The organism is Desulfatiglans parachlorophenolica, assembly GCF_055394735.1.
This window is the reverse complement of sequence record NZ_AP042460.1, coordinates 1,634,442-1,659,018: the sequence shown is the minus strand read 5'-3', so window position 1 is coordinate 1,659,018 and position 24,577 is coordinate 1,634,442. Positions and strand designations below refer to the sequence as shown.

The following is a 24,577-nucleotide window of genomic DNA, read 5'->3' as shown; positions in this document are numbered from 1 at the left end:
AATGGTCTTTTTGACCAATCTCGGCGTCAATCTGCACGTTTGCTTGTGCGGCGACCTGCAGGTCGCCTCCGCACAAACGCTTGATTTCCTTGATATTGGCCAAACCGGGACCCGCCGCGAAGCGGTGGGACTGAGCGGCGAAGCGGTGAAGAAAAATCCTCATTTCCGGATTGGAAACTGGGTTGTACCGGGAAATCATTTCCGGATGGAAACTAGCATGCCCGGCGGCTGGCGGCCTCGGGTTTTCAGGGCTCTGTCGATCTCCGGTTCCCGAAGGGGCCTGGACTCCCCTGGGATGTCTACAGCGCTGAGGCCCGGGTGCGCCGGCGCGTCGGCTGTTTCGAGGGTTCATGCGGCGGAGTGTGCAGGGTGGAAAATGTGTCTCGACCGGTGAGAGGAGGACATGGGTGGCATGAGAATCAGGGGTGGAGCGGGACGGGTTTTACGAGGGGTGCGGAGTGCTGTGCGGGTGGGCATGGGTGTGCTGTGCGTTCTGGTGATCGCCGGTCCGGCACGCGCCCAGGAGGGGCCGGCGTCGGAGCCGGGTGGGATATGGCCTGACATGGCTGCGCTCGTAAGGGTCGGCGGGCCGCTCTCCTTTTGCGGGGAGCCGGTGCCTCTCGACAATCGGGAGGTGCGGGAGCGGCTCGAGAAAGAACTGCTCCTGACGATCTGGGATCGGCCGCAGGTCATGCTCTGGTTGAAGCGGTCGACACGCTATTTCCCCGCTATCGAGCAGATGCTGAAGGATGCGGGTCTGCCCGAAGACATCAAGTATGTTGCGATTGCCGAGAGTGCCCTGCGCCCGCATGTCGGGTCACCCAAGGGGGCGGTCGGTTTCTGGCAGTTCATGCCGGCTACGGGGCGCCGGATGGGGCTCGAGATCGACTCGCATGTGGATGAGCGCCGGAGCCTGCGCGCCTCCACCGATGCGGCGATCCGCTACCTGACGGCGCTCTACGGGCAGTTTCAATCCTGGACCATGGCCGCGGCGGCCTATAACATGGGCGAAGCCGGCCTTCAGACGGAGGTCCTGGAGCAGGAAACCGACGATTATTATTCTCTTTACCTGCCGCTCGAAACCCAGCGTTTCCTGTTCCGCATCCTGTCGGCCAAGATGATCTTCTCCGATCCCCTGAAGTACGGGTTCCGCCTGCAGCCGGAGGATCACTATCCCCCGGTGTCGTCGGACCGGGTGCAGGTGACCTGCACACAGGCCGTTCCGATCCGGATCGTGGCCCAGGCCGCGGAGGCGTCCTTCAAGATGATCAAAGATCTCAACCCGGAATGCAGGGGCTATTATCTGACACCCGGCGTGCACGAAATCGCGGTTCCCGAAGGGGCCGCGAAGGATTTCCAGCGCCGTTTAGACGAGCGCCTCGCCGCCTGGACCAAGGGGCGCGCCGAACAGAGCTACATCGTCAGGAGCGGCGACAATCTCTCGATCATCGCCGAACGGTTCAACGTGCCCTTGAAGGCGCTGCTCATCTGGAACCACCTCGACATGAATCACCCGATCCAGCCCGGGCAGCGCCTGGTGATCTATCAGCCAGGCCGGCAGGACTCGAATGACGCCTCCGAAAGCGAGAAGGACTGAGGCCATCGAAGGGGGGAGACAGAAACGACCCTTGACTCTCAACGTTTTTTGTGTCTCCTAATCCCGCTGCAGTTCCTCCAGGCCGGCGAAAAAATCGAGCGATTCGGGGTTCCTGAGTGCGTCTTTGTTGAGGACGGGCTGGCCCTGGATGGTCTTTTTGACCGCCAGTTCCACCTTCTTCATGTTGAGGGTGTACGGGATGTCGGGGACCGCGAGGATCTTGGCCGGCACATGGCGCGGGGAGGCGTTGGTGCGGATGGTGCTCCGCAGGCGCGTCTTCAGGTCTTCATCCAGGGTGCAGCCGGGCGCCGTCTTCACGAAGAGGATCACCCGCACGTCGTTCTTCCAGTCCTGCCCCACCACGAGGCTGTCCTCCACCTCTTTGAACTGCTCGACCTGCCGGTAGATCTCGGCCGTGCCGATGCGCACGCCGCCCGGGTTCAGGGTGGCGTCCGAGCGTCCATAGATGACGACCCCGCCGCGATCGTTGATCTCGATGAAGTCTCCATGGCGCCAGACGTTCGGGTAGACGTCGAAGTAGGCCGCATGATACTTGGAGCCGTCCGGGTCGTCCCAGAAGTGGATCGGCATGGACGGCCAGGGGGCGGTGCAGACGAGTTCGCCCTTTTGGTTGATGACGCTCCGGCCGTTGTCATCGAAGGCCTCCACCTTCATGGCGAGGCCGCGGCACTGGAGTTCTCCGGCGTAGACCGGCCCCATCGGGTTCCCGAGGGCGAAGCAGCCGTTCAGGTCGGTGCCCCCGGCGATGGAGGCGAGTTGGAGGTCCTGCTCGATGTCGCGGTAGACGAACTCGAAGCCCTCGACCGGCAGCGGAGAGCCGGTGGAAAGGAGGGCCCGGAGGGGGCCGAGGTCGAAGGCGCGCCCGGGCTTGACCCCGGCGTTTTCGAGGGCTGCGAGGTACCCGGCGCTGGTCCCGAAGACGGTGATCTTCTCGTCCTGGGCAAGCTCCCACAAGGCGTCCGCGGCAGGGTGGAACGGGTTGCCGTCGAAGAGCACCAGCGTGGCCCCCAGGGCGAGCGAACTCGTCAGCCAGTTCCACATCATCCAGCCGCAGGTGGTGAAATAAAAGATGGTGTCCTCGCGCTTCAGGTCCGTGTGGAGCATCAGTTCCTTCAGGTGGTGCACCAGGATGCCGCCGGCGCTCTGCACCATGCACTTGGGGAGCCCGGTGGTCCCCGAGGAGTACATGATGTAGAGCGGGTGATCGAACGGCAGCTGGGCGAACTCCATCTCCGGGGGCGGGGAGGCGCCCTTGAAATCGTCGTAGAGGACGGCCCTGGGGACGGCGCCGATGTCCGGTCGGTCCTGCGTGTAGGGGACTACCACGACCTGTTTGGTCGAGGGGAGGTCTTTGAGGATCTCCGCCACGCGGCCGAGCGAATCGAAGGCCTTCCCCTTGAAGGGGTAGCCGTCGGCGGTGAACAGTACGGTGGGCTTGATCTGGCCGAAGCGGTCGAGGACGCCCTTGATCCCGAAGTCGGGGGAGCAGGAGGACCAGACGGCGCCGAGGCTGACGGCCGCCAACATGGCGGCGGTCGTCTGGGGCATATTGGGCATGAACCCCACCACCCGGTCGCCGGGCGCGACGCCCACCCGCTTCAGCGCGGCGGCGAGGGAGGCGGCCTCTTCGTAAAGCTTCCGGTAGGTCCAGCGGATGGTCTCGCGGCCTTCGCTCTTGAAGATCAGTGCCGTGTGGTCGTCCCGGTAGCGCAGCAGGTTTTCGGCGAAGTTCAGACGGGCTCCTGAAAACCATCGGGCCCCGGGCATTCTGTACCGATCGTCGATCACCTCCTGGTAAGGCTCGGAGGCGATCACGCCGCTGAATTTCCAGAAGGCGGCCCAAAAATCGGGGATGTTCTGAATGGACCACTCGTACAGGCCGGAGTAATCGTCGAAGTTCTTCCCGAAGCGGCGGTTGACGTGCTGCATGAAACGGTACATATTGCTGGACTGGATGCGCTGCTCAGACGGTTCCCACAGAAGCTTCGCCATGATATGATCCTTTCTGCTCAAATGGTTGAAGGATAGAGACAAACGCGGCATCGCCGCAGTGCGATCACCATCTGGGAAAGAAACCTTGCAGACCTCGAACCAAACACGCCCCAGGCTTTTTGTCGGGAATCACCTCGAGGCGCTCGTGGAGCAGCTCGGCGCTGTCCTCGAGGCCCCGCTGTCATCGCCCATGGCCGCGGAGACGATCATCGTCCAGAGCCAGGGCATGGCGCACTGGCTGTCCATGCAGCTTGCCCGGCGGCTCGGGGTCTGCGCCAACGTGCGCTTCCCGTTCCCGAACGCCTTCGTGGAGGAGCTTTTCCGGAAGGTGATGCCCGGAGTCCCGGAAACCTCGCCCTTCGAGCCGGGTGTCATGACCTGGAGGATTATGAAGGTTTTGGGCGGATTCGTCAACGCCCCCGGTGTGGATTCGCTGAAGGATTACCTCGGACGCGGGGACGATCCGCTCAAGGCGCTGCAGCTGGCGGACCGGATTGCGGACACCTTCGATCAGTATCTGCTCTTCCGCCCGGAGAGGATGCTTGCGTGGCAGGCGGGAGAGGACGCGCACTGGCAGGCGGAGCTCTGGCGCCGGATCAGTGCGGATGCGCCGGCCGCGCATCGGGCCGCCCTCGCAAAGCGGTTTTTCGAGCTTATCGAGAAGCTCCCCGGGCCTCCGCCGGGCTTCCCCGAGCGCGTCGCGGTCTTCGGGATTTCGGCTCTGCCCCCCTTCCACCTGCATGTCCTGAGGGCGGCCGCGCGCTGGACCGAACTGAACGTCTTCCTCCTCAACCCGTGCCGCGAGTACTGGGGGGATGTCGTGAGCGAGCGCGAGGCCGGGCGGCTTTCGCGGCGCTCGAACCGGCCGGTGGAAGACCTTCACTTGGAAGGCGGCAACAGCCTCCTCGCGTCCATGGGCACCCTCGGACGGGACTTTCTGGACCTCCTCCAGGAGGAGGACATGGAAGAAACGCCCTGCTTCGAGCCGGAAGACCCATCGACGCTTCTCGGCATGGTTCAGGGCGATATCCTCGCCCTCCAGGAGGGATCCGGAAAGCGGGATGGCGCAGGCAAGCCCGTCAAGCGGCTGGTCGCCGCAGAGGATGATTCCATCCGGATCCATGTCTGCCATGGACCGCTCCGCGAGATGGAGGTGCTCTACGATCTCCTGCTGGATCTCTTCGAGCGCGACCCGGGGCTCGAACCATCCGACGTCCTCGTCATGGCGCCGGATATCGAGTCCTACGCTCCTTACATCCGTGCCGTCTTCGGGCAGCCGGGCGAGGGGGCGTCGCCGAAGATCCCCTTCAGCATCGCGGATCAGGGCCTTCGGCGGGAGGGAAGGCTGGTGGAGCCCTTCCTCGCGATCCTGGCGCTTGCGGGCGGGCGATTCCTGGCCAGCGAGGTCCTGGAGGTCATCGAGTGCCCCGCGGTCCTGGCGGCCTTCGATCTCGAAGAAGGCGACCTCGGTCCGATCCGCCGCTGGGTCCGGGAGAGCGGCATCCGCTGGGGGATCGACGGGGAGAACCGCCGCGAAAAGGGGTTGCCGCCCTTCCCGGAAAACACCTGGCAATCCGGGCTGGACAGGCTCCTCCTGGGATACGCCATGCCGGGGCACGGCGAGTTCCTCTTCGAGGGGATTCTCCCCTACGATGAACTGGAGGGGGCCGAGGCGGCGGTCCTCGGCAGCCTGGCCGAGTTTGTCGACCGCCTTTTCCGGCACGTGAGGGAACTCGTCCGCCCCCGCTCGCTCGAAGACTGGTCGCGGGACCTCGGGCTGCTCCTGGACGGCCTCTTCAGTCCGGGCCCGGACGACGAGGCGGAGATGCTCGTTATCCGGGGGGCGCTCCAGCGCTTCTTGGCGGAGGCGGAGTGTGCCGGTTACGGGGATGCGGTCGATGTCCGCACCATCCGCTGGGTTCTGGCGCGCAGCTTCGGCCGGCAGGGCTTCGGCTACGGGTTCATGAACGGCGGGGTGACCTTCTGCGCCATGCTCCCGATGCGGAGCGTTCCCTTCAAGGTGATCTGCATGGCGGGCCTGAACCACGACGCCTTTCCCAGGTCGGTGCGTCCGCCCGGCTTCGACCTCATGGCCGCCCGGCCGTGGCGCGGGGATCGCTCCCGCCGCAACGACGACCGCTACCTTTTCCTCGAAACCCTGCTCTCCGCCCGGCGGAACCTGATCCTGACCTACGTGGGGCGGAGCGCGCAGGACAACAGCGCCATCCCGCCGTCGGTGCTGGTCATGGAACTGCTGGACTACCTGGAGACGCATTTCGAAGCGTCGCCGGCCGAACCGCCCTGTAACCCCAAGGCGGCCTCACCCGCGAGGACGGAAAGGGCGGGGCCTGCCGGCATGACTGAAACCTGTCTCACGGTCCACCATCTGCAGGCCTTTCACCCCGAGTATTTCACGGGCGGCGGCAGGCTTTTCAGCTACGGAGCGGTTCAGGCCGCGGCCGCCCGGATGCTTCAGGGCGGGCGTCGCCCGCCTGGCACCTTCATCGCCGAACCGCTCCCCGAGGAGGCCGGCGAGCAGGCACGGGAGCTGACCATCGAGGACCTGAAATCCTTCGTCGTGAATCCGGCCCGGTTCCTCCTGCGGAGCAGGCTCCAGTTGGTGTTGGATGAGGCGGAGGGCCGACTGGAGGACCGGGAGCTTTTCGAACTGGCAGGGCTCGAGCGCTACAATCTGCGGGTGGAGCTGCTTTCGGCCCGTGAGGCCGGCAGGGATGCCGGACGCGTCTATGCGGCTGCCCGCGCGGCCGGCCGGCTGCCGCACGGGCCGATGGGAAGGGCCTTCTTCGACGCGGTCGACATGGAGGTGGATGCCTTCCGGGAAAAGACGGCCCCCTATCTGGCCGGCGGCCCTTCCTCCCCATTGGAAGTGGATCTTTTACTCGAGGGCCTCAGGCTCACGGGGCGGCTTACAGCCGTTTACCCTGGGGGGCTCGTTCATTACCGGCCCGCCCGCCTGAAGGTCCGCGACCGTCTCCGTCTGTGGATCGAGCACTTGGCGGCGTTCAGCCTCGGTGAAGCCGGCCTGCCGGGGCGGAGCGTCCTGGCCGCGCTCGAAAAGAACGGCCGGGCCCTGGCATGGGCCGGCCGGGTCTACACCCCACCCAAGGATGCGGCGGGTCTGCTGACGAGGCTTCTGGCCTGGCACCGGCGCGGTCTGGAGCGCCCTCTGCCGTTTTTCCCGGAATCGTCCATGGCCTTTGCCGAGGGGGTCTTCAAAAAGGGCGAGCGGCGTGAGGCGGCCCTCAAACGCGCCCGGCGGCAGTGGGAGGAGGACGCCTTTTCGAAGGGGGAGTGCACCGACCCCTATTTTGACCTGTGCTTCGGCGGAGGCGACCCCCTGGACGAGGCGTTTCAGGATCTGGCCCTGGACCTCTGCGGGCCGCTCCTCGAGCATGAGGAGAAGCTTTCATGAGCGCTGCACCCCTGTTCGATCTTGCGCACAGCCCCCTCGACGGCGTCAACCTGATCGAGGCGAGCGCCGGCACGGGGAAGACCTACGCGATCACGGGGCTCTTTCTCCGCCTGCTGCTCGAAAAGGGGCTCCCGGTGAGCGATATCCTGGTCGTGACCTTTACCGAGGCGGCCACGGCCGAGCTCAAAGATCGCATCCGGCGGCGGCTCCGCGAGGCCGAGGCGTGGCTTGCCGGGGAGGGGGGAGACGACCCGTTCCTCGAGGCGCTCTTTGCAGACGCCGCTCGCCCCGAGGATCTGCGCCGGCGCCTGCGCCTTGCGGTGACAGGCTTCGACGAGGCGGCGATCTTTACGATCCACGGGTTCTGCCAGCGGATGCTGTATGAAAAGGCCTTCGAAAGCGGCGTCCTTTTCGACACGGAATTGAGGCCCGACCTGACGACCCTCAATCGCGAGGGGGTCGAGGATTTCTGGCGGCGCCATTTCTATGTGGCCCACCCCTTCTTCGTGCAGTACCTCATGGAGGAGGGAGTGGAGGTAAAGACCTTCCTGGAACTGCTTCAAAAGCGCATGGTGCACCCCGGCCTCCGCATTCTTCCCGACGCCCCGGAGGCGGAGGCCCGCTTCGCGGAGGCGCTGGGGCGCGCCGAAGCGTTGACGGCGCAGCTCCGGGATTTCTGGCGGCGGGCCGAAGGGGATATCCGCGAGATCCTCCAGACGGGCGACTGCCTGAAGCGCAACCCGTACAAACCGGAGAAGATCCCCGACTGGTGCGCGGCGTTCGGCCGAAGCCTGGCCAAAGGCGTGAACGGCTTGCTGCGCTCGGAGGAGCTCCGGCGCTTTAGCGCCGAGACCATCCGGTCGGCCCTCAAAAAGGGGAAGACCGCGCCCGATCACCCCTTCTTCGATCTGTGCGCGGAGGCGGAGACGGCACGCCTAGAGCTGAAGGAGGCCTGCGAACAGATGCTGCTCGGCTTCAAGCGGCGCCTGTTCGACGAGGTCCCGCAGACGCTCGCGGTGTTCAAACGGGAGCTGAACATCCAGTCGTTCGACGATCTTCTCCTCAGGGTCTACCACGCACTCCATTCGAGTGCCGGCCCGGCGCTTGCCGCTGGTGTGCGGGCCCGGTTCAAGGCTGCCCTGATCGACGAGTTCCAGGACACCGACCCGATCCAGTACGGGATCTTCGACACCGTCTTCGGGGGAGGGAACGCCGTCCTCTTCCTCATCGGGGACCCGAAGCAGGCCATTTACGGCTTCCGGGGTGCGGATGTCTTTGCCTACATGCAGGCCGCCAGGGAGGCCGGCAGGCGCTACACCCTCGGCGAGAACTGGCGGAGCGAGCCCGATCTCGTCAGGGCCGTGAACACCTTCTTCGAGGCCTCCCCGGAGCCCTTTCTCTTTGAGGAGATTGCGTTTCAGCCGGTCGCCCCGGCGGCGGCGAAGGTGCACGAAGGCCTCAGGCTGGAGGCCCCGGAAGGGGAGCGGGCGCCTTTTCAGCTCTGGTTCATGGAGCCTCCCGGCGGCGAGTTGCAGTGGCCCAAGGGGGAGGGGAGGGAGGCCGTCCAGGAGGCGGTGACGGCCGGGATCGTCCGGCTCCTGCGGCTTGGACGGGAAGGCCGGGCCGCGATCGGCAGCCGGTCGCTGCAGGAAAAGGACATCGCCGTGCTGGTGCGCCGCAATATCGAGGCGAGGCGGCTGCAGGAGCGGCTCCGCGAGGCCGGGGTCCAGAGCGTACTCTACAGCACCGGCAACCTCTTCGACGCCCCGGAGGCCCTCGAGATGGAGCGGATCCTCGCCGCCTGCCTCGAGCCTGAAAACGAACGGCTGCTGAAGGCGGCCCTCGTCACCCGGGCGCTGGGAGTGCGCGGCGACGAACTCTATGCCCGCCGCGAGGACGAGGTCTGGTGGGAGTCCGTGCTCGGGCGCTTCCGGACCTTGCACGAGATCTGGCGTCGCCGCGGTCTTATGACCATGTTCCGGCATCTCCTTTTGGAGGGCCGGGGGCTGGAGCGGCTTGCGGCGTTGCCGGACGGCGAGCGGCGTTGCACCAACTTTCTGCACCTGGCCGAGGTGCTGCAGAGAGCGGCCGCCGAAAGGCGGCGCAGCATGGAGGGGACCCTCAAGTGGCTCCGCGATCAGCGCGACTCCTCGACCCCCCGGCTGGACGAGCACCAGCTGCGCCTCGAAAGCGACCGGGATGCGGTCACCCTGATTACGGTGCACCGCGCAAAGGGGCTCGAATGGCCTGTGGTCTTCTGCCCGTTCCTGTGGGACGGCACCCGTGCCCCGAAGGAGAAGGAGCCGATCCTCTTTCATGACCCGGGGCGCGGCGGGGGCCTGACCCTGGACCTCGGCAGCGATGCCTGGAAGGAGAACCGCCTGCTGGCCGAACGGGAGGATCTCGCCGAGGGATGCCGGCTGCTCTACGTGGCGCTCACGCGCGCGCGGAACCGCTGCACCTTTGTCTGGGGGCGGTTCAAAGACGGGGACAGATCGGCGCCGGCCTACATTCTGCACAACACGGGCCTGCCCGGTGAGGACCGAAAGGACGGGAAGGCGGAGGCGGACCCGCCGCCCGAAGACGGCGAGGTCGACACCTTCCGGGAGACGCTCGAGGCGCTCACGGTCAGGGCCGGCGGCGCGATCCATCTGGATGACCATCCACCCGTGCAGGCGGGCGAGGTGCCGCCGCCGGCCGGGGCCGCCCGCGCGGAGCCTGCCGCACGCCCGGTCAACAGACGGGTGGAGCGCGCGTGGGCGCTCACGAGCTTTTCCTCCCTCACGGCGATGTTCGATGAAGGGGAAGAGGGTGCTCGCGACGTCGATTCGTCCGCGGAGGACGGGCCCGATGATATTCCTGCAGGGCCCGAAGAGGCGGCCCCGCCCGAGGGCGGCTTCGCCTTCCCGCGGGGGGCGAGGGCCGGCACCTGTCTGCACGCCGTGATGGAGCACCTGGATTTTTCGCCGGCGGCGCGGGATACGCTCGGTCCGCTCGTCCGGGAACAGCTCGCCCTCCATGGCTTCGAACCCGCGTGGGAGGAGCCGGTTGCGGCGATGATCCGGCGTGTCCTCGAGGTCCCGCTGGAAGACGGGGAAGCGCCCTTTACCCTTTCCGAGGTCGGGCAGGCGGAGCGGCTGAACGAACTGGGCTTCTATTTTCCGCTCAAACCGGTGAGCCCCCAGCTCCTCCGCGCCATCTTCGCCCGCCACGCGACGCGGGCGCCTTCGAGCCTCTTTCCCGAGTTCATCGGCCGCCTGACCTTCGCCCCGGTGCAGGGCTTCATGCGCGGGTTCATCGACCTGGTTTTCCATCGCGCGGGCCGGTACTACCTCGTCGACTGGAAATCCAACTTTTTGGGCGCGCGGGTGGAGGATTACGCTCCCGATCGGCTCCTGCGGGAGATGGAGTCGTCCTTTTACATCCTTCAATACCACCTCTACGCGGTGGCGCTGAACCGCTACCTCGCCCTGCGTCTGCCCGGCTACCGCTACGAGGCCCATTTCGGCGGGGTCTATTACGTCTTCATGCGCGGCGTGGATCCTTCGCGCGGCGGCCGCTACGGGGTCTTTCGGGACAAACTGTCTTCCGAACTGATCGAAGACCTGACCGTGAACCTGTTGGCAGGTGAACCATGACCGCGCGAGAAAACCCTTTCTCGATTTCGGACCGGATCGACGACCGCGGCCTGAGCCGCCTCGACCGCCACTTCGCTCGGTTGATGGAGCGGCTGGCGGGTGCGCCCAACCCCGTACTCGCTGCGGCCGCGGCGCTGGCAAGCCGCGCCACGCGCGAAGGGCATGTCTGCCTGGACCTGCGGCGGCTGCGGGCGGCGGGGTCGGACTCCTTCTCCGAAGCGGCACAGACCCCCGGCTTCGGTGCCCTGGCGGAGTTGGGGGAGCGGCCGGAGCGTCTGCTCGCCGCTGCGGTTGTCGGGCGGGCGGGCGACCGGCGCCCCATGATCCTGGACGAGGCCGGCCGGCTTTACCTGTACCGCTACTGGGCCTATGAGAACGATCTCGTTCAGTGGATCCGCAGACGCTCGGAGCGGCTGATAGAGCCCATCGATACGGGTGCGGTTCGCATGAGCCTGAAGCGGCTTTTCCCGGGTGAGGGCTGCGCCCCCGACTGGCAGCAGGCCGCTGCCCTGACCGCCCTCCTGAAGCCGTTCTGCATCATCTCCGGGGGGCCCGGGACCGGGAAGACCACGACCGTCGCCCGCATCCTGGCCCTCCTCCTCGAACTCGGGCCCAAGGAGGGGCTGCGGATCCGCCTGGCTGCTCCGACGGGGAAGGCCGCCGCGCGTCTCCAGGAATCGATCGGTGCGGTCTGCGCCGGGCTCGCGCTCGACCCTGCCGTCCGGGAGCGGATCCCTCGGGAGGTCTCCACGGTGCACCGCCTCTTGGGAAGCGTCGCCGGCTCACCCTTCTTCAGGCACAACGCGGCCAACCCCCTTGCCGTGGACGTGGTGGTGGTCGACGAGGCCTCCATGCTCGACCTGGCGCTCATGAGCAAGCTGGCGGCGGCCCTGCCCGAAGAGGCCCGTTTGATCCTGTTGGGAGACAAGGACCAGCTCGCCTCGGTGGAGGCCGGTGCGGTCCTCGGCGATCTGTGCGATCGGGGCCGCGGGAAGGCGTTTTCGCCCGCCTTCGGGGCGCTGTTCGAAAAGACGCTGGACTTTCCACCGGCCGCGGGTGAAAATAACGGGCCGCTTTGCGATTGCATCATCGAACTCCAGAAGAACTACCGCTTCGAGGAGCGCAGCGGGATCGGGGCCGTAAGTACGGCGGTGAAGGAGGGTGCGGGTGGACGGGCCCTGGCCTGCTTCAACCGTTCTCCGGAGCTTGTCCGGCGGCCGGCGCCCCCTGCCGCCCGGCTGATGGAGGCCTTGAAAGAGGCGGTGCTGAGCGGCTACCGGCCCTGCCTCGAAGACCTCTCCGCGGACGGCCTCTTCGAGCGCTTCGACCGATTCCGCATCCTGAGCCCGGTGCGCGAAGGCCCCTATGGGGTCATCCATCTGAACCGGCTCGTTCGCTCGATATTGGCCCGCGCCGGTTGGGCGGCGCCCGGCGGGGCCTGGTATCCGGGGCGGCCGGTGATGGTGACCCTCAACGACTACCGGCTGAGACTGTTCAACGGTGACGTGGGGATCACGCTTCCGGACGGGGAGGCGGAAGGCGGACTGCGCGTCGTCTTCCCGGGGCCGCAGGGTGTGCTCAGGCGCTTTCACCCGCTGCGCCTTCCGGCGCACGAGACCGTTTACGCCATGACGGTCCACAAGGCCCAGGGCTCCGAATTCGACGAGGTGCTGTTCGTCCTGCCCGACCGGGACAATCCCCTGATGACGCGTGAGCTCATCTACACCGCCCTCACCCGGGCGAGGCGCAGGGTAACGGTCCTTGGGGACGAGGCATTGTTTGCGGCCGCCGTCGGCCGCCGTATCGAGCGCTCGAGCGGGCTCAGGGACGCCCTCTGGCGTGAAGGGTCTGCCGGTGCCGGGTCTGAGCGTCGATGAATCGGACCCTCTCCCCTGTGTCATTCCCCGAAATTTTGCGGACTGCTGTGCGGGTGTTTCCTCTCGGCCTTGGGAATGTGGAATTTGCGGTGGCGTGTCGGCCGCGCGGCGGGGGATGGCAGGGGCCGCTGAGCACGAGGGCAGTGACCGAAGACAGGTGAAACGGCGGCGCGGACCCGAGACAGCTACGCTGCAAGGCAGGGTGGCGGCCCTTGTTTCCGGGCTGCTCCGTTATAGGGAGTAGCAAAGGGCAAACCATTCTTTTTGGGAGGAGAAACAGGATGAACGTTCCGCAATACGTGACGGTTGACGAGGTCCAGAAGGTCTGCAGGGAATTGAAGTTGAGCGACTGGACGGCGAAGAAGGTGCCGGAGGTGACCCTGGAAGAGGCGAAAGTGATCCTCGGCGAGGTCAATGTGGAAAAGATGCCGATCGAACTCGGGGAGTTCCGGGATGGGTTGCAGGTGGAGTTGGAGCACGGCATGCAGTTCGTCGATGCGAACGTCACCAACAATCACCCCGTGCTGACCGGTTTGATCGTCCTCGCACACCTGAAGGAGTCGCTCGACTATTACAAGCTGCTCGAGGTGGCCGAACTGGAGGGCGACCTGGTGAAGGCCGTGGCGTCCGGCAATCTCGAAAAGGTCCAGAAGTACTACAGGAAGCTTGCCGAGGCCCGCATCGCCCTCAGCGAAGCGGAACTCAAGCGCCTGGGCTGAGATCCGCCCAAGACGCCCGTACACGAACCGCCGCGGGGTTGAGGGGCCTGGCGATCTGCCTCGATCCGCTGGGGTTCTCAGCCCGCCGCGGGACGGGGGATCATCCACCGCCGCTTCGAACTCGAGGACGGTGGGGTTCTGCGCCAGCGGGGGCCGGGTCTTCCATGCCTGTCAAGTCCTGCCGACAGAGCCGCGGTTCAGCGCCCGGGCCAGACAGGGTTTTGACACCCGGTTTGAAGCACAGCCTGCGAGGCCGGGCTTTGTCGGCAATGCCTGTTCCTCAGGGCTCCGGGGCGCTTTCGCCGGCGCTGCGCAGCCGGATGGCGCTTACGGGGCAGGCCGCGGCGCAGAGCGGCTCCGCCCCGCATGCAAATGAGTCTCTCTCCTTTTCCCCGAAAAAGCTGATGACGGTCTCGAACCCCCGCCTGGCGAAGGTCAGAAGCGGCTGGCCGAGCCTCTGCCTGCAGGCATCCAGGCATTTTCCGCAGAGGATGCACCGGTTGGGGTAGTAGTCGAGCAAGGGGTGCTCGCGGATGACCGGCGGGGTGCTGAGGATCTTGTCGAGCCGCTTGGATTTGAGACCTACCTCGAGAACGCGGGCGATGTCCTGAAGCGGGCAGTGCTTGTTGGAGGGGCAGTGGCCGCAGTCCACGTCATGGACCGAAAGCAGGAACTGAAGCCCCGCGCGCTGCAGGCGCCTGACGCGTTCGGTGTCGGTCCGGACGCGCATGCCCTCCTGCACCCTTTCGGTGCAGGAGGTTACCGGGCGGTCCACGCCTTCGATTTCCACAAAGCACATCCGACACGATGCGCGGGGGCGGCTCCGCCCCGGAATATGGCAGAGGTTCGGGATGAAGATCCCGTTTTCGAGGCAGGCATCGAGAAGGTTGGCGTCTTCCTCGGCCTGGATCTCCCGATCGTCTACAGTGAAAGTCACCATGGTTGCAGCCTGCTCCATTCTTCTCGGCGACCGCATGAAAAGGTGCGGTGCGCTCCCTTTCGGAAGCGTGCCGGATTGGTTTTCGAACCCGCTGAAATCACGCCATGCATGGTTTCCCGCACTTCAGAGCGGCGCGGCGGCAGCAGACGGTCGATGAGGATCCACCAGGGGACGCTGCCGGGCCTATATCCCGGGGATGAGCGGCCATGGATCGCCCTTTGATCCGGCCAATACACGGATGCGGCCGGTTCGCTGGGCTGGCCGAATGCCCGGGAACAAGGTGGGCAGAGCCTCGACTCCGCCCGTGCATCAACCCTCCGCCGCCTTCGGCGGCCGCTCGATGATGGGGGCCTTTTCGGGCGGCGACACCTTGCAGACGGCGCTGTATTCGGGCGGGCAGGCCGCCATGCATTCGCCGCATTTGACGCAAAGGCTCTGATCGATCCCTTTCTTGCGGCTGAGCGTCGTGAAGATCGCCTCCACGGGGCAGCACCCCACACAGGCATCGCAACCGCGCGCGCATTTGTCCAGGTCGATGTAGAACGCGGTCAGGGCGCGGCAGACCATGGCCGGACAGCGCTTTTCATAGACGTGTGCCTCGTATTCCTCCCTGAAATAGCGGAGGGAAGTGAGGACCGGGTTCGGGGCTGTCCGGCCGAGGGCGCAAAGCGATCCGGACTGGATATCGCGGCTGAACTCCTCGAGGAGTTCCAGATCCCTTTCACGGGCTTCCCCCTTGGTGATCCGCTCCAGGATGTCCAGCAGGTGTCGGGTTCCGATCCGGCAGAAGGTGCACTTGCCGCAGGATTCCTTCTGGGTGAAGTCCAGGAAGTAGCGGGCGACGTCGACCATGCAGGTGTCTTCGTCCATGACCACCATGCCGCCCGAGCCCATCATGGCCCCGGCCTTCGAAAGCGAATCGAAGTCGATGGGCGTGTCCAGAAACTCAGCCGGGAGGCAGCCGCCCGAAGGGCCGCCGATCTGCACGGCCTTGAAGCGCTTCTTCTTCGGAATGCCCCCGCAGACCTCGAAGATGAGCGAGCGGAGCGTGACCCCCATCGGGATCTCGACGAGCCCCGGGTGGGTGACGTCCCCCACGACGGAGAAGATGGCCGTTCCGGGGCTTTTTTCGGTGCCGATGGTGCGGTACCACTCCGCGCCGCCCTGCAGGACCCGCGGAATGGAGGCGAGGGTCTTCACGTTGTTGATGACGGTCGGCAGGCCCCAGAGGCCCTTTTCGACCGGGTAGGGTGGACGGTGCTGCGGCATCCCGCGCTTTCCCTCGATCGATTGGATCAGGGCGGTCTCCTCGCCGCAGACGAAGGCCCCCGATCCCTGAAAGACCGAGACCTCGAGATCGAAACCCGAGCCCAGGATGTCCTTCCCGAGGAGGCGCCATGCGATCGCCTGCTCGATCGCCCCCGTGACCGTCTTGACCGCGAGCGGGTATTCGGCCCGCACGTAGACGACGGCCTCCTTCGCCCCCACCGCATAGGCGCACAGGGCGAGGCCTTCGAGCACCTGATGGGGATTGCTCTCGAGGATGGTCCGGTCCATATAGGCGCCGGGGTCCCCCTCGTCGGCGTTGCAGATGACCGTCTTGCCGGGGCCTTCGGCCGAGGCCGCCAACCCCCATTTCTGCCCCGTGGGAAAGCCGGCGCCCCCGCGGCCCCGCAGACCGGAGGCGCTCACCGCGGCGACGACCTCCTGCGGCGCCTCCTGCAGCGCTCCGGCAAGCGCCGCATACCCGCCGCGGGCGATGTAGGCCTCGATGCGCTCCGGGTCGATGTCGCCGCAAAGATCCAGCACTACGCGCTTCTCGCGGTTGAAACGCGGGAAGTCGCTGACCGCCGGGATCATGTCGTTTGCTTCCATGGCCCCGAGCATGTATTCGAAAAGCGGGTCCCCATCCTCCAGAAAGGATTTCACCAGCATCCGGGCCTTGCCGGGCGTGACCTGGTGGTAGAGGATCGGGGGAAACCCCGGGTTGTGCACGATGACGACCGGTTCGGCATAGCAGTGGCCGATGCAGCCGACGGTCCTGATTCGGGCCTCGATGCCCCTTTCCTGAAGGGCCTCCTCGAACCCTTTTCGGGTTTCGAGCGCGCCGGCGGCCAACCCGCAGGTCGCCATGCCGATCACGATCTCGGGGAGGGCGGTTTCGACCTCCGCCGCGATCTGCGCCTCGGCTTTTTCCCGAATGGCCTTGAAAAGCGAATCAATCCGTTCCCTGTTGCTCACCCGATGCGTCCTTTCGTCGTTCTCGTTCTTCCTTTTCTTTGGCCAGCTGGAATCCCAGAACCAGCCCCTCCACCTTGCTCGGGGCCACGTGGCCGTAGACGGTCTCGTTGACGAGCGCGACGGGGGCGAGTGCACAGCATCCGACGCAGGCGACCCTCTCGATGCTGAACTCCCGGTCAGGCGTGGTTTCGCCGTCCTCGATGCCGAGTTTACGCTCGAAGTTTTCGAGAATGATGTCCCCGCCCTTTACGTGGCATGCGGTTCCCAGACAAACCCTGATCTGGTTGCGGCCGGGCGGGGTGAATCGGAACTGGTTGTAGAAGGTCGCCACCCCGTAGACTTCGCAGGGCGAAAGCTCCAGATGTGCGGCTACGAGGTGGATGGCGTCCTGCGAGAGATATTTGTGGCGCTGCTGGATGGTTTGAAGAAGTGGAATGAGATGCCGGCGTTCTCGGGGATAACCTGCGAGGAAGGAGGTGATGTCCTCGATCATCGCCTTTTCCTCGGCCTCGATAGTGTCTGCCATGGATCAGCCTCATGTGTGCGCCGAAGGGCGTCTGGGATTGCGTCGATCCTCTGCCGTATCTTGTGGACGTTGCAGGGCGGACAACCGGTCGAGAGATGCCCGTCGAAATGATGATGGTTCCTGGAGCGTTTCCGGATCGGGAACGGCAAAGCCGTTTCGCCGGGCTCTGCAGCTTCATCCCGCGGGGCGGGGACAACCGCGGACGGCAGGAACGGGCCGAGGGGGGTCTGGGAAAAGCAGGCATTTCGCCGTATAGACATGCCTGCCGTGCTGTGTGGCTGGCATGCGCAAGACCCGTTTCCAAACACAACCTCATTTATAGCATGACCGGATGAAATGTGAAGGGAAAAGGCGGTTGGTATCGCCGAATCACTCGGGTTTGCCGGCTGTTTTTATTTTTTCCGGGTGATAGCGCTTTTCAGGATCTTGTGCTATAAAGCGGGTCAAATACGTCGCCGCCGGACGGATGCGAGGGCGCGGCGGCGATGAGGGAGGATTTCCTGAGGCCTGTTCCTTCCGGCGGGAGGGGTCATCACGGCGGGCCTTTGCGCCTGCGCGGTTTTGCAGCAGGAGGTTTTTGCGGGCTTGGATCCATACGGCAACAAAGGAACGCCCCCCCGGGGCGCATCGAGCATGCAGGAGGGCTTCGAGCCTCTGCTGCTCGCAGGGATCACTCTTGCGGCGTTGGTCGTTTCGGGAATGGATCCCTATGACCGGGCCACCTGGGTGCTCGAAGTTCTCCCGGTCTTTCTCGGTGGGGCGATCCTGATCGCCACCTATCGTTCGTTCAGATTGAGTTCGTTTCTCTACCGGTTGTTGACGCTGCATGCCCTGATCCTGATCCTTGGCGCTCACTACACCTATGCGCGCGTTCCATTGGGGTTCTGGGTCCAGGACCTGTTCGACATGAGCCGCAATCATTACGATCGGCTGGGGCATCTTGCGCAGGGCTTCATCCCGGCGATCCTGGCGCGGGAAGTCCTGCTTCGCCTCTCGCCGCTGAAACCCGGAAAATGGCTGTTTTTCCTGGTGACGTGTGTCTGCCTCGCCTTCAGCGCCTTTTACGAGCTTCTGGAGTGGTGGACCGCAGCAGCCATCGGCCAGGCGGCCGATGCCTTTCTGGGGACGCAGGGAGATGTATGGGACACCCAGTGGGATATGTTCCTGGCCTTGCTGGGTGCGCTGGCGGCCTTGGCGGGGCTTTCGCGCAGCCACGACCGCGCCCTCCGGAAGACGACGGGGGTCTTGCCCGGGGTGGTTGGAGCGCCAGGCGGCTCTGTCGGCGCCGCGAGGCGGTCGGGCCGGCGGAGCCTGAAGTGAATATTTCTTAGAGGGTATCCATCCGGAAATGATTTCCCGGTACAACCCAGTTTCCAATCCGGAAATGAGGATTTTTCTTCACACCCTTCGGGTGCTCAGTCCCACCGCTCCGCGGCGGGTCCCGGTTTGGCCAATATCAAGGAAATCAAGCGTTTGCGCGGAGGCGGCCTGGTGGTCGCCGCACAAGCAAACGTGCAGATTGACGCCGAGATTGGCCAAAAAGACCATTTCCGGATGGAAACCAGATGGCGGGCCGGAGAACCGGGTCGTGCTGCGTGATGATCAAGGGATGTGAAGACGGTGGCTGAGAAGGTGGAAGCCAGGATCGGGATGGTCAACTTCATCAATACGGCGCCCATCTACGATGTCTGGCAGCGGACCGTGAACCGGCCCGAATGGCAGATCACGGATGCGGCGCCGGCGACGCTCAACCGTCTGCTGAGCCGGGGGCAATTGGACATCGCCTTCGTCTCCTCCCATGAGTATGCCGTGCGTCCGGAGCTTTACCGGGTTCTGCCCGGACTCTCCATCAGTTCGACGGGCCCCGTCGGAAGCGTGTTTCTCTTTGCGGATGTCCTGCCCGAGGAGCTGGACGGCCGGCTGGTGTACCTGAGTTCCAAATCACAGACCTCGGCGGCGCTTGTCAAATTGATCCTGGAAGAGTTTTATGGGGTTCGCCCGCGCTACCGGACCGGTGACATCCTGGATCTCAGGGGCGAGCGGGAGCCCGTTGCAGGCGTCATGGCGATCGGCGACGAGGCCCTGCAGTTGTCGCAGACCGGCGAGCCTGGGGTGCGGATCGATCTGGGTGAGGAATGGCATCGGAGGACCGGTCTGCCTTTCGTTTTCGCCCTGTGGGTTGCCCGCGCGTCCTTCTGTGAGGCAAATCCGGAGTGTGTGTCGGAGATCCGCTCGGAGCTGCTTCGTTGTGCGAGCCGAGGCAGGGCGGAACTGCAGGACATCAGCAGGCGGGTCGCCCCGCGCATCCCCATGTCTTCGGGGGCCTGCCGGCGGTACCTGGAGAAGATCGAATACGATCTCGGAGAGGCGAAGCGCCGGGCCTTGGATCTGTTCTTCCATTACCTGACTGCACGCGGCGAGGGGCGGCCCGAAGCCCTTCCCGTGAGATATTTCGAGTCCGATTGACCGCGTTGCCACGTTGACCGAAGCAGCCGTACGTTCGAGGACGATCGAGGAGGGAAGAAAAGGTCGTGACACTCACCAAATCCGATTTGACAGGCAGATTGGCGGAGAAGGGATTCGCCAGGAAAAAGGCGGCCGTTCTCGTGGAACGTGTCCTCGAGATCCTCAAGTCCACCCTGGCGAAAGGCGAGGACGTCCTGATCTCCGGTTTCGGCAAGTTCGATGTGAGAGACAAGGGCCCGCGCAAAGGGCGCAATCCCGCGACCGGAAACGGGATCGAACTGGAGGCCCGGCGGGTCGTGGTCTTCAGGCCTTCGCCCCGCCTGAGGGAAAAGGTCAACGGCGACGGGAAAGGGGCGGGAGGACGGCAGGCCCCGGATCGAATCGTCCCACAGGTCGTCTATGTCTGCGATGTCTGCGGCGAGCGGCACTGCATCTGCCGCAAGGAGCGCTAGCCACGGCGGGTGAAGGCGGCATGCCCGCACGGCGGGAGATCGATCGCGGCGGGCGTCTGCCCGGAGCCGGACAGGCCCTCGAAACCCGGTTTTTCGGGAATCCGATCATTTTCATTCGACGCGGAGGTGGATAGCATGGCGGAAAGCCCGGCTTCGATCAAGCCCCTTAAGGCTGAGGTCCTTTCGGTCAAGGGACATTGCAGCGCAGGACACAGACAGGGGGACCGTTTCTCGATCGGCTGCTATGACAGCGGCGGCCTGTGTGGTTTCTTTTACCACGATATCTTTCCGACCTTGAGTGTCCTGCAGTTCGGGGGCCGTTATCCCTGGGCATCGGGTGAAGAGATGGTCGTGGAGTGCCCCGACAGGGAGAATGCCGTGACCCTGAAGATCCTGCGAGGATGACGGCACGCTCTTCGGTCGACGGCTTTCCGGTGAAGCGGCGGCGCGGCTGCACCGGCCGGTTTCGTGCGGTGCTCCAGGGGTTCTCGGATGCTGCGCCTCGCCCTTTTGCAGATCGAGAGCTGCCCACGGCATCGGTCGGAAACGGATGGGTACGACCGGGATAGTGAGCGGGAGGCGCCCGCGTCTCCGGGATCGGTCCCTGCTGAAGGGGAGATCGGGCCACGCGGTTTGATAGGGTATCTGGGTTTTTCGTTGAATGACTGTACGGATTGAAAGGAGCGACAAGATGAGGGGATTCAGATTTGCGGTGGCGTTGTCGTGCATGATTCTGTTGGGTGCTTGCGCGCAGTTCAACCAGGGTGCCGCGCCTGTCCTTGGGCCGTCATCCCATCTGGACCGGATCGCTGCACGGGGGGAATTGGTGGTGGGGATGTCCGGGGGCCAGCCGCCGCTGAACTTCATTAGCAAGGGCGGCGAATTGATGGGTCTCGAGGTGGACCTCGCGAAACAGATGGCCGATGCCATGGGTGTCAATCTGCGTCTGCAGAGCATGGCGTTTGCGGACCTGCTCCCGGCGCTCGAGTCCGGCAGGATCGACCTGGTGCTCTCCGGGATGACCATCACACCCGCCCGCAACATGAAGAGCATGTTCGTCGGGCCCTATTTTCTCTCCGGCAAGGCGATTCTCACGCGGGAGCAGACCCTGGCCGATATCAGGAACCCGTCGGAGATGAATCGTCCCGAGCTGAAGCTTACCGCCTTGAGAGGTTCTACGAGCCAGGCGCTTGTCGAGAGCGAGATTCCCGAAGCGAAGCTCACCCTCGCCCAGGACTACGACGAGGCGGTTCAACTCCTCATCAAGGGCGAGGTCGACGCCTTCATCGCCGATTATCCGATCTGCATCATCTCGGTCTTTCGCTACCAGGACGAGGGGCTCATCTCGCTGATTGCACCGATGACCTTCGAACCCCTGGGGATTGGTCTCCCGGCCGGCGATCCGCTTTATGCGAACTGGGTGGAAAATTTTCTGATGCTGCTCGATGGGAGCGGAGAACTGGAGGAACTGACGAATCGCTGGTTCGGAGAGTCTTCCTGGCTGCAGGACCTTCCCTGACGGGATATAGGGATGCATCGGCCGCACAAGCGAACGTGCAGATTGACGCCGAGAAAAAAGACCATCCCCGGATGGAAAGCGGGTCGTTCCGGGTCGTCCTTTCCGGATGACCGTTCCCTTGGATCGGGGTTGCGGGGAATCCGGGCGGCAGATGCCTGAATGACCTGAAAAGCAGGTGTTTCAATGGGGGGCCGGCGCACCGCCGATCCCCCTCGTTTTGTCTATCGCCCTCCTACTACATAGTTTCCATCCGGAAATGATTTCCCGGTACAACCCAGTTTCCAATCCGGAAATGAGGATTTTTCTTCACCGCTTCGCCGCTCAGTCCCACCGCTGCGCGGCGGGTCCCGGTTTGGCCAATATCAAGGAAATCAAGCGTTTGTGCGGAGGCGACCTCTAGGTCGCCGCACAAGCAAACGTGCAGATTGACGCCGAGATTGGCCAAAAAGACCATTTCCGGATGGAAACTACATATGTTTGCATCTTTGCCTCCGCCCGGTGTGAAGTTCCTGCCTCCACCGTTCTCACGCCCCTTACTGTCATCGCTTTTTTTTACACCCTGAAAAAATGTTCGACAGAACGATCCCGCTGTCCGGGTCGAGGCGGTGCATCCGGGACGGAGAGCGGCGTCCGGATTGCCTCCGCTGAACCGCTGGGCAGGGGGTTTCCACCTGCTTTCCCTGGCACGCTAATTGAATCCATCGGGTAGGGCCTTCGATGTCATGGTTGCACGGCCTGAAGACCCTTGTATCCAAAGCGGTGCGCTTTCTGGAAAAAATGCCCCGCCGGCCGGATCTGTCGCTCTCATGCGCAGCCCGTTTCTCCGAGGGTTCGCGGGTGAAAGGAGCAGCAGGCCGGTGGCCCCTTACGCCCTAGTTTCCATCCGGAAATGGTTTTTTTTGCCAATCTCGGCGTCAATCTGCACGTTTGCTTGTGCGGCGACCTAGAGGTCGCCTCCGCACAAACGCTTGATTTCCTTGATATTGGCAAAAAATCCTCATTTCCGGATTGGAAACGGGGTTGCACTTGGAAATCATTTCCGGATGGATAGGCCATAAGGGGTTTCGGAGGAGGTGCGGTATTTTTCTTCAGGCGGGAGAACCCGTGCGCCGGTTGTTTCAATGCCGATACAGGAGGGATGCGGAGAATATCACCATCGAAAAAACGGGAATACACGGATCGTACGGAACTTTTCGCAGTCTCTAGTCCTTGTTGGGTCGTTTCCGGGGTCGTGCCGCGGGCGGTTTTCGGCTCCTCCGCGTTGGAGGGCGGAAGCCCCTGCGGACAAGAGGAGGAATCTATGACGGAAGAGAAAAAGAAGCCTTCGGGCTACGATAAATTCATCAACTGGAAGCTGTTCAGTCTACCTTTGGGGCTGCTCCTGATCATGCTGATCATTCCGACCCCGAAGAGCATGCTGGACGTGGGTGTGGAGTACGCGTTCGGGCCCAAATATGTGGAGGGCCTCTTTGCAAAGGAGCTCTTCAACCAGAATCCGGCGGAACTCGAGCAGTGGCAGATCCAGATGGTCCGGATGATGGAGGCGAATCTGCAGAAGTCCTCCTTCAGCCAGAAATCCTTTCTGAGCCGGACGGAAAAGTGGTGCAGGGAAAACGGGATTCCCACCACGAAAAGGCATTTTGACGAGGTCGTGCAGTTCGCCTCCCAGATGAGCCCGGAGGCCTTTCGGGCCCTCATGGACCGCGGCTACAAGCTAAGGACGGAGGAGTTGACCTTCGACCGGCTCGATGAAAAGGACCGGGCGAAGGCCCTGAAGGCCGGTTTTCACGTGAAGGCCGCAGTGGGGATTGTCCTGTTCGTGGTCCTGTGCTTCGTGACCGAGGCCATGCCGCTGCCCATGGTGTCGCTTTCGATCGGGCTGATCGCCCTCATGACGGGCATCGTGAGCCGCAAGAACGTCGCCTCGCTCTACTGGTCGGACGCGACCTGGTTCATCATGGGGAGCCTCATGTTCGCGGCCGCGTTCGTCAAGACCGGTGTGGACAAACGGATCGCCATGATGATGTTCGGCAAGCTCAAGAACCCGGATATCAAGTGGGTGACGCTCATCATCGTAGTCATCATCGCGCCGCTCACCATGTTCATGTCCGACCACGCCCTGGCCGCGATGTTTCTCCCGATCGGCATCATGCTCTACACGACCTCGACGGCCGCAACCGGGAAGGACGATCCGGAGCTTGCCAAGATGCTGATGATCACGATCGCCATGGCCTGCAATCTCGGAGGCTCCCTCGCTCCCTCGGGCGCCGCGCGAAACATCATCATGATGAACTACGCCGAAGACATGTTCGGCCTTTCGATCGGCTTCGGGCAGTGGTGCGTCTACTGCGTTCCGTTCCTGATCTTCCTTATCCCCATCTGCTGGGTGGTGCTGAACTGGCGGTTCAAGCCCGCCGTGAGGAACCTGGGGGCGGCCTTCGCCATCGTCAAGGAGGAGACGGCGAGGGCGGGCGGCGGTAAATGGACGCGGCAGCAGATCACCGCCCTCCTGATCTTCCTCGTCATGCTCTTTTGCTGGATCACCGAAAAGAACCTCCTGCTCCAGTGGACGGGCATCGACTTCGGAATCGGCGTCCTTGCCGTCATGGGCGCAATAGCCTATATCCTGTCAGGGGTGGTAAACTGGCGTGACTTTCAGACCAAGGTCGACTGGGGGGTCGTCTGGCTCTATGCCGGCGCCATCATCTTCGGGCGGGTCCTCGTGGAGACCGGAGGCGCCTACTGGATCGCCCGCACGCTGCTACAGGTGACCGAACCCCTTGGGGTCACCCACGGGATCGGTCTGCTTTTGACCGGGAATGTCATCACCGCGCTGATCACCCAGATCATGGCCGACGGTCCGGCATGCGCCGCAGTCGGGCCCGTGACCCTGGCCATGGCCGGCATCGTGCACCCGGGCTCCGCTATGATCCCCTTCATGGCGATGGGGACCGCCATCGCCTCGTCCTTCGCCTACTGCCTGGTGATCGGGACGCCGCCGAACGCGATCGTATACGCCAGCGGCTACCTGGAGGCCAAGGATTTCCTGAGGGTCGGCATGATCCTGTGGGTTACCAACATGGTCGGTCTGGCCCTGATGGGGATTACCTACTGGTCCTGGATGGGGTGGCCGGGGTTGAAACCGTTCTGAGAAGG

19 protein-coding genes are annotated in these 24,577 nt (G+C 64.2%); 13 read left to right on the top strand and 6 right to left on the bottom strand.

Going from position 1 to position 24,577, the window contains the following annotated elements; genetic code table 11:
- Nucleotide 1 precedes the first annotated feature (1 nt).
- Together ACZ500_RS07850 and ACZ500_RS07845 are read left to right on the top strand one after the other, a co-directional pair.
- Nucleotides 2–394: a hypothetical protein gene (locus tag ACZ500_RS07850; protein ID WP_464231953.1), complete on the top strand. Its 393-nt coding sequence runs from the start codon at nt 2–4 to the stop codon at nt 392–394.
- An 18-nt stretch (nt 395–412) separates the two neighbouring features.
- Entirely contained in the window at nt 413–1,597 is a 1,185-nt protein-coding gene (locus tag ACZ500_RS07845) for a lytic transglycosylase domain-containing protein (RefSeq protein ID WP_464231952.1), read from the top strand.
- 57 nt (nt 1,598–1,654) lie between these two features.
- Here the strand turns inward: ACZ500_RS07845 and ACZ500_RS07840 are convergent, their stop codons facing one another.
- On the bottom strand, nt 1,655–3,610 hold the full coding sequence (locus ACZ500_RS07840) for an acetoacetate--CoA ligase (RefSeq protein ID WP_464231951.1): 1,956 nt from the start codon (nt 3,608–3,610) through the stop codon (nt 1,655–1,657).
- A gap of 85 nt (nt 3,611–3,695) precedes the next feature.
- Here ACZ500_RS07840 and recC point away from each other — a divergent pair, with 85 nt between their 5' ends.
- The 4 genes from recC (at nt 3,696) to ACZ500_RS07820 (ending at nt 13,277) form a co-directional block, all read left to right on the top strand.
- Nucleotides 3,696–7,043 (top strand): exodeoxyribonuclease V subunit gamma, encoded by a 3,348-nt coding sequence (recC, locus tag ACZ500_RS07835; protein ID WP_464231950.1) that lies wholly within the window; start codon nt 3,696–3,698, stop codon nt 7,041–7,043.
- Nucleotides 7,040–10,681 carry an exodeoxyribonuclease V subunit beta gene (recB, locus tag ACZ500_RS07830; protein ID WP_464231949.1) on the top strand — a complete coding sequence of 1,214 codons (3,642 nt, stop codon included), beginning with the start codon at nt 7,040–7,042 and terminating at the stop codon, nt 10,679–10,681. The genes recC and recB overlap by 4 nt, the downstream gene beginning before the upstream one ends.
- A complete protein-coding gene (gene recD, locus ACZ500_RS07825) occupies nt 10,678–12,558 on the top strand; it encodes an exodeoxyribonuclease V subunit alpha (RefSeq protein ID WP_464231948.1) in 1,881 nt (626 codons plus the stop codon). The genes recB and recD overlap by 4 nt, the downstream gene beginning before the upstream one ends.
- A gap of 281 nt (nt 12,559–12,839) precedes the next feature.
- On the top strand, nt 12,840–13,277 hold the full coding sequence (locus tag ACZ500_RS07820) for a DUF5661 family protein (RefSeq protein ID WP_464231947.1): 438 nt from the start codon (nt 12,840–12,842) through the stop codon (nt 13,275–13,277).
- 280 nt (nt 13,278–13,557) lie between these two features.
- Here ACZ500_RS07820 and ACZ500_RS07815 read toward each other — a convergent pair whose 3' ends face one another.
- From ACZ500_RS07815 to nuoE, 3 genes are all read right to left on the bottom strand, one after another.
- The gene (locus ACZ500_RS07815; protein WP_464231946.1) at nt 13,558–14,235 is read right to left on the bottom strand and encodes a 2Fe-2S iron-sulfur cluster-binding protein; all 678 of its coding nucleotides are present in this window, start codon (nt 14,233–14,235) and stop codon (nt 13,558–13,560) included.
- A gap of 291 nt (nt 14,236–14,526) precedes the next feature.
- Nucleotides 14,527–16,458: an NADH-ubiquinone oxidoreductase-F iron-sulfur binding region domain-containing protein gene (locus ACZ500_RS07810; protein ID WP_464231945.1), complete on the bottom strand. Its 1,932-nt coding sequence runs from the start codon at nt 16,456–16,458 to the stop codon at nt 14,527–14,529.
- Nucleotides 16,436–16,984, bottom strand: coding sequence for an NADH-quinone oxidoreductase subunit NuoE (nuoE, locus tag ACZ500_RS07805; RefSeq protein WP_464231944.1), 549 nt, complete (start codon nt 16,982–16,984; stop codon nt 16,436–16,438). The genes ACZ500_RS07810 and nuoE overlap by 23 nt, the downstream gene beginning before the upstream one ends.
- Nucleotides 16,985–17,569: 585 nt before the next feature.
- On the opposite strand from nuoE, the gene ACZ500_RS07800 reads away from it, so the two are divergent.
- Complete coding sequence (locus tag ACZ500_RS07800; RefSeq protein WP_464231943.1) at nt 17,570–18,304, top strand: DUF2238 domain-containing protein; 735 nt, start codon at nt 17,570–17,572, stop codon at nt 18,302–18,304.
- Between the two features lie 78 nt (nt 18,305–18,382).
- Here ACZ500_RS07800 and ACZ500_RS07795 read toward each other — a convergent pair whose 3' ends face one another.
- Nucleotides 18,383–18,532: a hypothetical protein gene (locus ACZ500_RS07795; protein ID WP_464231942.1), complete on the bottom strand. Its 150-nt coding sequence runs from the start codon at nt 18,530–18,532 to the stop codon at nt 18,383–18,385.
- A gap of 72 nt (nt 18,533–18,604) precedes the next feature.
- On the opposite strand from ACZ500_RS07795, the gene ACZ500_RS07790 reads away from it, so the two are divergent.
- The 4 genes from ACZ500_RS07790 to ACZ500_RS07775 all read left to right on the top strand — a co-directional run bounded on the left by ACZ500_RS07790 (nt 18,605) and on the right by ACZ500_RS07775 (nt 21,421).
- Nucleotides 18,605–19,450 (top strand): menaquinone biosynthetic enzyme MqnA/MqnD family protein, encoded by an 846-nt coding sequence (locus ACZ500_RS07790; protein ID WP_464231941.1) that lies wholly within the window; start codon nt 18,605–18,607, stop codon nt 19,448–19,450.
- A gap of 65 nt (nt 19,451–19,515) precedes the next feature.
- A complete protein-coding gene (locus ACZ500_RS07785) occupies nt 19,516–19,902 on the top strand; it encodes an integration host factor subunit alpha (RefSeq protein ID WP_464231940.1) in 387 nt (128 codons plus the stop codon).
- A gap of 135 nt (nt 19,903–20,037) precedes the next feature.
- Nucleotides 20,038–20,307, top strand: a complete 270-nt coding sequence (locus ACZ500_RS07780) for a TIGR04076 family protein (RefSeq protein ID WP_464231939.1) — start codon at nt 20,038–20,040, stop codon at nt 20,305–20,307.
- A 286-nt stretch (nt 20,308–20,593) separates the two neighbouring features.
- Nucleotides 20,594–21,421: a transporter substrate-binding domain-containing protein gene (locus ACZ500_RS07775; protein ID WP_464231938.1), complete on the top strand. Its 828-nt coding sequence runs from the start codon at nt 20,594–20,596 to the stop codon at nt 21,419–21,421.
- Nucleotides 21,422–21,656: 235 nt separating this feature from the next.
- Here the strand turns inward: ACZ500_RS07775 and ACZ500_RS07770 are convergent, their stop codons facing one another.
- Nucleotides 21,657–21,875, bottom strand: a complete 219-nt coding sequence (locus ACZ500_RS07770; RefSeq protein ID WP_464231937.1) for a hypothetical protein — start codon at nt 21,873–21,875, stop codon at nt 21,657–21,659.
- A 435-nt stretch (nt 21,876–22,310) separates the two neighbouring features.
- Between ACZ500_RS07770 and ACZ500_RS07765 the strand changes: the two genes are divergently transcribed.
- The gene (locus ACZ500_RS07765) at nt 22,311–22,472 is read left to right on the top strand and encodes a hypothetical protein (protein ID WP_464231936.1); all 162 of its coding nucleotides are present in this window, start codon (nt 22,311–22,313) and stop codon (nt 22,470–22,472) included.
- Between the two features lie 249 nt (nt 22,473–22,721).
- Nucleotides 22,722–24,572, top strand: a complete 1,851-nt coding sequence (locus tag ACZ500_RS07760; RefSeq protein ID WP_464231935.1) for an SLC13 family permease — start codon at nt 22,722–22,724, stop codon at nt 24,570–24,572.
- The last annotated feature ends 5 nt before the right edge of the window (nt 24,573–24,577 follow it).